Raw genomic sequence first — 8,291 nt, forward strand, 5'->3', positions numbered from 1 at the left:
CAGGCCTTCGCCGGCTTCGCCGGGGCCTCGGCCTCCACCGCGTAGCCCAGGTCCCGCAGGGCCGTCACCAGCTCCCCCGGCGACGCCGGTACGGCACCGGCAAGCAACAGATCCCGCACCAGGCGGCCCTTGGTGGCCTTGTTGAAGTGGCTCACCACCGACCGCTTCTCCACCCCGTCCACCACCTGCGAGTGCAGCACCCGCACCGTGGCCGTGCGGCCCGCCGTCTCCCCCTTCGGCTTCCACGCGGACGCGTACGCCGACGAGCGCAGGTCCAGCACCAGCCCGTCCCCCGCCGCCTGCGGCATCACCTCGGCCATCGGCGTCCGCCAGTACGCGCCCAGCGCGCCCAGCCCCGGCAGCTTGACGCCCATCGAACAGCGGTAGGAGGGGATCCGGTCCGTCACCCGCACCGCGCCCCACAGCCCCGAGAACACCAGCAGCGTCCGCTCGGCCAGCTCCCGCGCGGGCGCCGGCAGCCCCGCCAGGTCAAGGGCGTCGTAGAGCACACCGGTGTAGGTCTCCCCGGCCGGGAGGGCCGGCGCCGAGCGCAGGGCGGCGTTCTTCGCGACCTCACCGCGCAGGCCCTCGCTGAGCCCGAGCACCTCGCGCGCCTTCAGCTCGTCCCCCGCGCACAGCTCGACGAGCTCCTCCAGGACGGCCGCCCGCGCGGGGGCCAGGCCCGGCAGCGACAGGGACGCGGGGTCGAGCGGTGCGCCGGAGCCGCCGGCGGCCTTTCCCTCGGAGGGCGGCAGCAGCACGAGCACGGTGGTTCTCCTTCAGACGACGCGGCGCAGGGGATGCGGCCCCCCGGCCAGGGTAGACGGCCCGTCGCGGCCCGGTCACCGGCGTACGGCCCGCGGGCGGACGCCCGCGGCCGCACCCCGCCCCGGCCGCGCCGCGTCCCGCCGCGTCCCGCCGCGGCCCGCGCGGAACCGCCGGACTCGGCCTACGCTCGGTCCATGCCACGCCGTCACATGCACATGGCCCGAGCGGACGGAGCGGACGGGACGGTCCTGCGCACCGCGCTCGACGCCCTGCGGACGCGACTGGGCGTGCCCGGGACCTTCCCCGCCGAGGTGCTCGCCGAGGCCCGGCGGGCGGCCGCCGCACCCCGGCTGCCGTCCGAGGACCTGACCGGCCTCCCCTTCTTCACGATCGACCCGCCCGCCTCCGTGGACCTCGACCAGGCCATGCACCTGGCGAAGCGCCCCTCCGGCGGCTACCGCGTGCACTACGCCATCGCCGACGTCGCCGCCTTCGTCAGCCCCGGCGGCGCCCTCGACGCCGAGGTCCACCGCCGGGTGACCACCCTCTACTTCCCCGACGGCAAGGTCCCCCTGCACCCGGCCGTGCTCTCCGAGGACGCGGCCAGCCTGCTGCCCGACCGCACCCGTCCGGCCCTGGTGTGGCGGCTGGACCTGGACTCCGACGGCCGGGTCGAGACCACCGACGTCCGCCGCGCCCTGGTGCGCAGCCGGGCCAAGCTCGACTACGACGGGGTGCAGAAGGCCATCGACACCGGCACCGCCGAACCTTCCCTGGCGCTGCTGAAGGACATCGGGACCCTGCGCGAGGCACTGGAGGCCGAGCGCGGCGGCGTCTCCCTGAACGTCCCCGAGCAGGAGGTCGTCGAGCACGGCGGCTCGTACAGCCTGGTCTACCGGGCCCCGCTCCCGGCCGACGGCTGGAACGCCCAGGTCTCGCTGATGGCCGGCATGGCGGCCGCCCAGCTGATGCTCGCCTCCGGCACCGGGATCCTGCGCACCCTCCCCGCCGCCCCCGACGGCGCCGTCGGGCGGCTGCGCCGGGCGGCGAAGGCGCTGCGGATCGACTGGCCGCACCACCTCCCGTACGCGGCACTGGTCCGCTCCCTCGACCCGCGCGTACCGGCGCACGCCGCCTTCCTCCAGGAGTGCACGGCCCTGCTGCGCGGCGCCGGCTACACGGTCTTCACCGGCGGCCGCATCCCGGACCCTGCCCTGCACGCGGCGGTCGCGGCCCCGTACGCGCACTGCACCGCCCCGCTGCGCCGGCTCGCCGACCGCTACGCCGGCGAGCTGTGCGTGGCGGCGGTGGCGGGGGCAGAGCCGCCGGCGTGGGCGGTGGAGGCGCTGGAGGCGCTGCCGCACGAGATGGCGGAGGGGACCCGGCTGGCGAACGCGGCCGAGCGGGAGTGCGTGGACCTGGTGGAGGCGGCGCTGCTCAAGGACCGCGTCGGGGAGACCTTCGAGGCGACGGTCATCGACGTGAAGGAGCAGGAGCCGAAGACCGGGACGGTGCACCTGGAGGAGCCGGCCGTGGTGGGACGGGTCGTGTCGCCGGCGGAACGGCTGCCGCTCGGGGAACAGATCCGGGTCCGGCTGACCCAGGCCGACCCGGGCACCGCGAAGATCCTCTTCGCGCCGGCGTAGGGGGGCTTCACCACGGCACCGGTATGGCCCTCGGTCGGCGGCTCTGCCATCATCGGCGCACCCCGCGGCGCCACCGGCCGCGCGAGTGTCCCGGGAGGCCCGGAGTTGGGAGCCGCCGAACGGGCCGCCGGGTCCCGGTCCGCCGCGCCGTCGGCCGCGCCGTCGGCCCCGCCGGTGCGCCGGCCCGCCGCCGTGCTGCGCCCGCACATCGTCAACTACACCGGCTTCGACACCCGTTTCACCGCGCCCCGGCGCCGCCTGGAGCTGCCCACCGGCTTCGTCACGCTGGTGTTCACCTTCGACGAGGGCCTGTGGGTGAGCCGGGGCGCCGGGCTCGACACCGCCCGGCTGCGGCCCGCCGCCGCCTCCCGCGCCCTGATCGGCGGCCCCCGCACCGCCCCCGTCCTCGGGGTGCACGCGGGCGCGGTGCACGGGCTGGAGGTCAACATGAGCCCGCTCGGCGCCCACCGGCTCTTCGGGGTGCCGATGGCGCACTTCGGGCAGGGGCCGGTGGACCTCGCCGAGGTGCTGGGGCCGGGCGGGCCGCGGCTGGCCGAGCGGCTCCGGGACGCGGACGGCTGGGAGGCCCGCTTCGAGCTGCTCGACTCCGTCTTCGCGGCCCGCCTGGACCGGGGTCCGGCCGCCTCCCCCGAGGTGCGCGGCGCGCTCGTCCGGCTGTGGGCGGACACCGGCCCGGGTGCGCCCGCCCGGGCGGGGGCGGAGGCCGGCTGGAGCGCACGCCGGCTGCGGGCCCGCTTCCGCGAGGAGGTGGGGTTGCCGCCCAAGGCCGTGGCCCGGCTGTTCCGGCTCCAGCACGCGCTGCGGCGGCTCGCGGCCGGGACGCCCCCGGCCGAGGTGGCGGCCGCCTGCGGCTACCACGACCAGGCGTACCTGGGCCGGGAGGTGAAGGCCATGACGGGTCTGCCGCCCGGCCGGTTCGCGCTGCTGCGCGGCGGCCTGCCGCCGGGCTCGGCGCTGGACCGGGTACCGGGCCGCATCACGAGCGTGCTGCTCCCGCCGCCGGGCTGAGGCGGGCCGTTTTGTACAAGACGGGGCCGGGCCCGGGCTGCCACGCTCGGCGTACGACTCCTCCTCCCCCGGAGAGTCCCCACGCAGTGCGGCAGCCCGTCACGGGGGTGCGGGTTGCCGCATTGCGGCCACCAGGGCGCGGGGGTCGTCGGCGTGGAAGCGGATCGTACGGGCCCTGGCGCGGGCGCCGAGCGGCCGGCGGAAGTCCAGCGGGCGGTTCAGCTCCAGGGTGACGGTCGTCTGGCTGCCCACGATCAGGTCCAGCACCCCGTCCTCGGAGACCGTCACGAGCCGCCCCTCGGGGTAGCGGCGCTCCACCCGGGCCGAGGCCACCGCGTCCGGCGGGACGGTGAGGTCGAACAGGGCCCCGTAGCGGATCCGCAGCGCCCCGTCGGCCCGCAGCACGTGCGGGCGGGTCACGCAGGCGGCGTGCAGGGCGAGGAGCAGCAGCACCCCGTACACGTCGAGGACCAGCACCACCCGGTGCACGGCGGGCCAGGGGATGAGCACGGCCAGCCCGACGGTCTCGATCACCGACACGAAGAGGAACCCGTACATCATGGCCGTCTGCGGTCCGGTGTACGCGGCAGCGAGGTCGCCGGGGCCCACGCCGTGCCTGCGGCGCACGACCCACCGGCCGAGCGAGGCGACGGCCCGCAGCTCGTGCACCAGCAGCCGCAGCACCGCCTCGGGCACGACGGCCCGTACGGCCGACCGCCAGGAGCCGGTGCGCCGCCGCAGCGAGCCCAGCACCCAGGCCTCCAGCAGCAGCGTCCCGAGCACCAGCACCTCGGCGGCGGCCGTCGCCCACCCGGGCGGACGCACGCCGGCCGCGAGGCACAGTACGAGGACCAGCTCGCCGGGTACGACGGCGCAGGCCGCGATCCGCGCGGCCCGTACGGGGCTCACGCCCGCCCCTTGGCGACGAAGGCCGCCATGACCCGGCGTACGACCTCCGCCTGCGCGGGGGCGTACTCGGCGAGCAGCGCCTCCCCGAAGCCGGGGACGACGGGCCCGCCGGACGGGATCGCGGCGAAGGCCTCGTCCGGTACGGCGGCGACCATCGCCTCGGCGAGCGGCCCGATCCGGGGGTCGTCGACGGCGGCGTCGGCCAGCTCGTCGAGCCGTTCGTACAGCGCGAGGACGGCGGGGTCGGCGGCCAGCCGTCCGAGGACGGAGTACAGCTCCTCCCCGGCGGCGCCGGTGGCGTCGAGCAGGGTGAGGTGCTCGCGGTCCTTCGCGGCGGCCGGCGAGTCCGTCGCCGGGGCCTTCGCCAGCAGCGCGGCGAGCGCCGGGGAGACCGGCTCGCCGTCTGCGGGGCCGGCGGCGAGCAGCACGGCCAGCCGGCGGCGGCGTTCGGCCAGCTCGGCCTCCTGCCGCGCCAGGTCGGCGTCCAGTTCGTGGAGGACGTCGGCCAGCTCGCGCCCCGCGTCGTCGGCGAGGACGTCCCGTACCTCGTCCAGGCCGAGCCCGAGCTCGGTGAGCCGGCGCACCCGGGCCAGCAGCACGGCGTCGCGCACGGTGTAGGCCCGGTAGCCGTTGGGGCGCCGCTCCGGCTCCGGGAGCAGCCCGACATGGTGGTAGTGCCGGACCGCCCGGGTGGTGAGCCCGACCAGCGCGGCGATCTCTCCGATCCGCATGCCCCCAGTAGAAACCCTTCCGCTGCGTCAAGGTCAAGGCGGCGCGGACAGCCGGTAGCATGGTCGGCACGACAGACGAGTCGGCCGGGCGGCCGCGTCGGGATCCCCGGATCCCGCCGAGGAACGTCCGGGCTCCACAGGGCAGGGTGGTGGGTAACGCCCACCCGGGGTGACCCGCGGGACAGTGCCACAGAAAACAGACCGCCGGGGGCTTCGGCCTCCGGTAAGGGTGAAACGGTGGTGTAAGAGACCACCAGCGCCTGAGGTGACTCAGGCGGCTAGGTAAACCCCACCTGGAGCAAGGTCAAGAGGACCCGTCCCCGGACGGGTCTGCGCGAACGCTTGAGGGCTGCCCGCCCGATGTTCGCGGGTAGACCGCACGAGGCCGGCGGCAACGCCGGTCCTAGATGGATGGCCGTCTCCCCGGCGACCGCGAGGTCTCCGGGTGACAGAACCCGGCGTACAGGCCGACTCGTCTGTCGTTCTCCTTCTCTCCCCCGGCCCGCCCGGGCGGGACCCGCCGGAGCGGGACCCGTCGGGGCCGTGCGGCTACTTCACCGGGGCGGTGTACGACTTGCCGACGAAGCCGTTCCTGAAGGTGACCGTCTTCGCGGTGATCTTGCCCTTGACCGTGATGGTCCCGGTGGCCTTCTCGCCCTTGGCGAGCTTGACGGTGTCGATCTGGTCCTCGGCCGCCGCCAGTTCGATCTGCCGGCGCGTGCCGTCCTCTCCCGTCACCTCGAAGTAGAAGACGTTGACGTCGACCTGCTTGGCGGCGTTGTTGACGATGGTCACCTGCACGGAGGTGTAGTCGCCGCTCTGGGCCAGGATGCTGGGCTTGAAGGGGGTCGGCGAGGCGGTCAGCGTCACGTCGGCGTTCTTGTCGGCCGTCCCGGCCGGCGCGTCGGAGTTCCCGGGCGCGGGCTGCATCGGCGCCGCGTTGGGGGCCGACGGGGCGCCGGACGCGGTGGGCACCGTGATCGGGGTGTCCTTCTTGGCGCTGCTCTTGGAGGCGCCGGTGACCACCGCGCCGCAGGCGAAGAGGACCAGCGACAGCAGGACGATGCCGCCGCAGCCGAAGCCGATGATCTTGCCGGCGTTGCTCTTCTGCGGGGGCTGCAGCGGGGCCGGGTAGCCGTAGGGCGGGGGCTGCTGGCCGTAGGGCGGCGGGGGCTGCTGGCCGTAGGCCGGGGGCTGTTGGGGGTATCCGTAGCCGGGCTGCTGGCCGTAGGGCTGCTGCGGCTGCCCGCCGTAGGGCTGCTCCGGCTGCTGGCCGGGGTAGGGGGTGGTCATGGGGACTCCTCCGCTGGGTGGTTGCCGTCTGGCTCAGGGCCGAATGCCGAACACCCTCGGAAGGAGCGCCGTGAACACGGAACATGAGCGGCGCCCAGCTTAAATAGAACGCCAAAGCGTGACATAGGGAGTTCCAAAAATGAGACGGTCTCCTCCGAATCAGCCGCGCTGACAGAGAGAAGCCCCCTTGAGAAGCACCGCCCCCGGCGGGCGGGTCCAACCCGCCCGCCCCGGCGACCCGAAGAGGATCGGCCCCTACCGGATCATCGGGCGCCTCGGCACCGGCGGCATGGGCACCGTCCACGCCGCCCTCGACCCCCGGGGAACGCGGGTCGCGGTCAAGTCGGTTCACCTGGCCCAGGCCCAGGACCCGGAGTTCCGGGCCCGGTTCCGCCGCGAGGTCGCCCTGACCGCCCGCGTCCAGGGCCCCTGCCTGGTGCCCGTGCTGGCGGCCGACACCGAGGCCGAACGCCCCTGGCTGGCAGCGGAATACGTGCCCGGCCCGACCCTGGACCGGCATCTCGCCGCCCACGGCCCGCTCACCGGCGGCAGCCTGTACGCCTTCGCCGCCGGGACCGCCCAGGCGCTCTCCGCGATCCACCGCGCCGGCGTGGTCCACCGGGACGTGAAACCCCAGAACGTCATCCTGAGCCCGGCCGGCCCACGGATGCTGGACTTCGGCATCGCCCACGCCGCCGACGGCACCTCCGTGACCCGGACCGGCGTCATGACCGGCACGCCGGGCTGGATCAGCCCCGAGCACTACCGCTCCGGCACCACCGGCCCGGCCGGGGACCTCTTCGCCTGGGGCGCCCTCGTCGCCCACGCCGCCACCGGCCGCCTCCCCTTCGGCAGCGGCGCCCCGGACGTGGTCGCGTTCCGCGTCATGTCCGGGGACCCCGATCTCGACGGACTGCCCGCCGCCCTCCGCGAGGTGGTGGAGGCGGCCCTCGCCAAGGACCCCGCGGCCCGGCCGACCGCCGAGCGGGCCGCCGACCGCTGCTCGGCCCTGCTCGCCGCGGAGGCCACCCAGCTCCTCACCGCCGGCGTCGCGCCCACCCTGGCCGGCGACCCGATCGCCGCCCAGTGGCACCTGCCCGCCGTCGAAGACCCCTCCTGGCCCTCCCCGCCGGCCCCCGGCCGGGGGCGCCTGCTGCTCGCCGTCACCGTGGGCGCGGCCGTCCTCGGCGGGGCCGTCGGCGGGCTCCTCGCACTGCCCTCGGCCTCCCGCGACGACGGCCGGGCCGCCGGGGCCCGGGCCGTCGCCACCCCGGGGAACGCCTCCCGCACCACCGGCACTCCGACCGCCCCCGTCCCGTCCTCCGACCCCGAGGGCGCCACCGCCGACGGCGGACCGACCCTCACGACCTGGCGGCAGGCCCGCGCGGCACGGACGCCCGCCGAGCACGACGCCCACCCGTCCATCGGAACGGGGAGCCTGGCTCGACACCTGGCGACGGTCCCGGCCAGGACTTCGCCCTGACCTTCCACCAGCCCCGGGGCGAGGTCTACGTCACCTCCACCGGCCCGGCGCTCGACGGGGGTTCGCTCCGCGAGGTCGCCCGGACCGTCTGCATGGGCCTGCGCCACCTGCGCAGCGCCTACCCGGACCTCCCGTACGGGACCTTCGTGGTCGTCGACACCGGGCGCGCGGCCGGCCCCGGCATCGTCTGGTCGGACGACTTCCGTACGAACACCACCTGTTCGGCCTCCCTCACCGACCGGGGCACCGCCGGAGGCACCACCGGCGGCACCACCGGCGGCACCGACCGCGCCGCCGGGCGGCCGGCCGGGCAGGCCTCCGACTGGTACCCGGCCGCCGGCGGACTGGCCGTCGCGAAGATCCCGTCCAGCGACGCGGACGAGATCCGCGTCGCCGACCGGACCGCCACGTCGATCATCGACGAGTGGAACG

At 75.9% G+C, this 8,291-nt stretch carries 7 protein-coding genes, 1 other RNA gene and 1 pseudogene; 5 read left to right on the forward strand and 4 right to left on the reverse strand.

The annotated features are described in order from the left end of the window. A partial coding sequence (yaaA, locus tag SSNG_RS10585) for a peroxide stress protein YaaA (RefSeq protein ID WP_007263816.1) occupies positions 1–767 on the reverse strand: 767 nt, incomplete at its 3' end. Positions 768–962: 195 nt separating this feature from the next. On the opposite strand from yaaA, the gene SSNG_RS10590 reads away from it, so the two are divergent. Continuing rightward, the gene (locus SSNG_RS10590) at positions 963–2,414 is read left to right on the forward strand and encodes an RNB domain-containing ribonuclease (RefSeq protein ID WP_042800845.1); all 1,452 of its coding nucleotides are present in this window, start codon (positions 963–965) and stop codon (positions 2,412–2,414) included. A 105-nt stretch (positions 2,415–2,519) separates the two neighbouring features. Beyond that, entirely contained in the window at positions 2,520–3,443 is a 924-nt protein-coding gene (locus SSNG_RS10595) for a helix-turn-helix domain-containing protein (protein WP_050779592.1), read from the forward strand. Between the two features lie 99 nt (positions 3,444–3,542). On the opposite strand, the gene SSNG_RS10600 is transcribed toward SSNG_RS10595, so the two are convergent. Further along, positions 3,543–4,352 (reverse strand): hypothetical protein, encoded by an 810-nt coding sequence (locus tag SSNG_RS10600; protein ID WP_007263819.1) that lies wholly within the window; start codon positions 4,350–4,352, stop codon positions 3,543–3,545. After that, positions 4,349–5,083 (reverse strand): MerR family transcriptional regulator, encoded by a 735-nt coding sequence (locus tag SSNG_RS10605; RefSeq protein WP_007263820.1) that lies wholly within the window; start codon positions 5,081–5,083, stop codon positions 4,349–4,351. The genes SSNG_RS10600 and SSNG_RS10605 overlap by 4 nt, the downstream gene beginning before the upstream one ends. 76 nt (positions 5,084–5,159) lie before the next feature. On the opposite strand from SSNG_RS10605, the gene rnpB reads away from it, so the two are divergent. Then, positions 5,160–5,562: RNase P RNA component class A (gene rnpB, locus SSNG_RS38340), an RNA gene on the forward strand. Between the two features lie 70 nt (positions 5,563–5,632). On the opposite strand, the gene SSNG_RS10610 is transcribed toward rnpB, so the two are convergent. Next, complete coding sequence (locus SSNG_RS10610; RefSeq protein WP_050779593.1) at positions 5,633–6,376, reverse strand: hypothetical protein; 744 nt, start codon at positions 6,374–6,376, stop codon at positions 5,633–5,635. A gap of 187 nt (positions 6,377–6,563) precedes the next feature. Between SSNG_RS10610 and SSNG_RS10615 the strand changes: the two genes are divergently transcribed. Both SSNG_RS10615 and SSNG_RS42010 read left to right on the forward strand, forming a co-directional pair. Beyond that, positions 6,564–7,859 carry a serine/threonine-protein kinase gene (locus tag SSNG_RS10615; RefSeq protein ID WP_007263822.1) on the forward strand — a complete coding sequence of 432 codons (1,296 nt, stop codon included), beginning with the start codon at positions 6,564–6,566 and terminating at the stop codon, positions 7,857–7,859. A gap of 92 nt (positions 7,860–7,951) precedes the next feature. Next, positions 7,952–8,291: pseudogene (locus SSNG_RS42010) on the forward strand (hypothetical protein); the annotation flags it as partial.

Source organism: Streptomyces sp. C, from assembly GCF_000158895.1.
Lineage (GTDB): Bacteria > Actinomycetota > Actinomycetes > Streptomycetales > Streptomycetaceae > Streptomyces > Streptomyces racemochromogenes.

What these genes read in the sequence shown, in the direction of transcription:
- SSNG_RS10610 (WP_050779593.1), bottom strand. Translation starts at nt 6,376, where the DNA reads ATGACCACCCCCTACCCCGGCCAGCAGCCGGAGCAGCCCTACGGCGGG.
- SSNG_RS10605 (WP_007263820.1), bottom strand. Translation starts at nt 5,083, where the DNA reads ATGCGGATCGGAGAGATCGCCGCGCTGGTCGGGCTCACCACCCGGGCG.
- SSNG_RS10590 (WP_042800845.1), top strand. Translation starts at nt 963, where the DNA reads ATGCCACGCCGTCACATGCACATGGCCCGAGCGGACGGAGCGGACGGG.